Here is a 1,141-nt window from a genome sequence, read left to right as displayed (position 1 = left end):
TCTTCCGACGATGACTTCATGGGTTTGTCGGGTGTACCGGCCACCGACACCCTCTTCACCTCCGGTCATCCAGGCGCATCCAGCACGGCGGCGAACCCACTGGGACTGCGTAGCAGCAATGATGGCGGCGTGTCGTGGTCGGATCGGTCACTGGAGGGACAAGTCGACTTCCACGCGCTGGCTGCCGATGGACGCATCCTCGTCGGGTTCGACGGCAGTACCGGTCTACTCGTCTCCGCCGACAGCGGCTCCACCTGGACTCCCGGCGCCGCTGTGCCCGCGGCGGCGCTGGCGATTACGAGCTCCGGAGTATGGGCGGTGACACCCGACGGACTTCAGCACAGCACCGACACCGCCCGAACATTCTCTCCTGTCCTCGACGCGCCGGACTTTGTATTGCTCGCCGGCGCCGGCGATGCACTGTGGGGCATCGACACCGACGGATACGCCTGGCGTAGTCGCAACGGCGCCGATTGGCAGAAGCGTTCCGCAACCGGGTCCGTCGAGGCCTTGACCGCGGTCGACTACGACACTGCCTACGCAGCCAGCCCCCAGGCGCTGTACACGCTGACGTAGGCCGTCGCAGACCGCAATTGCATCTGCTAGCTGTGCGGTACCAGGCTGGAGCCTGGCACCGTTTCATGGCTATTTCGGGTGTGCGCGGCCAGGGCGGGAGCGTCATTGATCCCGCCCATCAACCACCACGACTCTGGCTCCGCCAGCCTGCCCTTCGGTCCATTCCAGCAGTTCCTGTCCCGGGATTGTGGAGGAGCGCCGCTTAGTCCTTCAGTGCCAGCTGACGCTCAGGTTGCGCATCACCTCTACCGCCGCCGACTGTGCCGGTAATAGCATCGGGTGTGAGATCGAGTCGACGTAGCAATTGTGCGTTCGCGGCGACGATGATCGTCGATAGTGACATCAGGATCGCGCCGATCGACATCGGCAGTACGAATCCGACCGGTGCCAACACCCCAGCCGCGAGCGGAACAGAGATGAGGTTGTATCCCGCTGCCCACCAGAGGTTTTGTTTCATCTTCCGGTAGGAGGCACGCGAGAGTTCGATCACCGACAACACCGACCGCGGGTCATCGCTCGCCAGAATTACTCCTGCCGATGCGATGGCAACGTCGGTGCCTGCACC

1 protein-coding gene and 1 pseudogene are annotated in these 1,141 nt (G+C 63.8%); one reads left to right on the top strand and one right to left on the bottom strand.

Annotated features, from left to right (window positions below):
- Positions 1-576, top strand: a 576-nt coding sequence (locus tag A2J03_RS04850; protein WP_068370344.1) for a WD40/YVTN/BNR-like repeat-containing protein, incomplete at its 5' end; no start/stop codon positions are given.
- Positions 577-778: 202 nt separating this feature from the next.
- Here the strand turns inward: A2J03_RS04850 and A2J03_RS30885 are convergent.
- A pseudogene (locus tag A2J03_RS30885) lies at positions 779-1,141 on the bottom strand (heavy metal translocating P-type ATPase); the annotation flags it as partial.

Origin of the sequence: Rhodococcus sp. EPR-157 (assembly GCF_001647195.1) — a bacterium.
In the GTDB taxonomy this organism is placed as follows: domain Bacteria; phylum Actinomycetota; class Actinomycetes; order Mycobacteriales; family Mycobacteriaceae; genus Rhodococcoides.
Note: the sequence above shows the minus strand (reverse complement) of the source record. Positions and strands in the feature narration are given on the sequence as shown.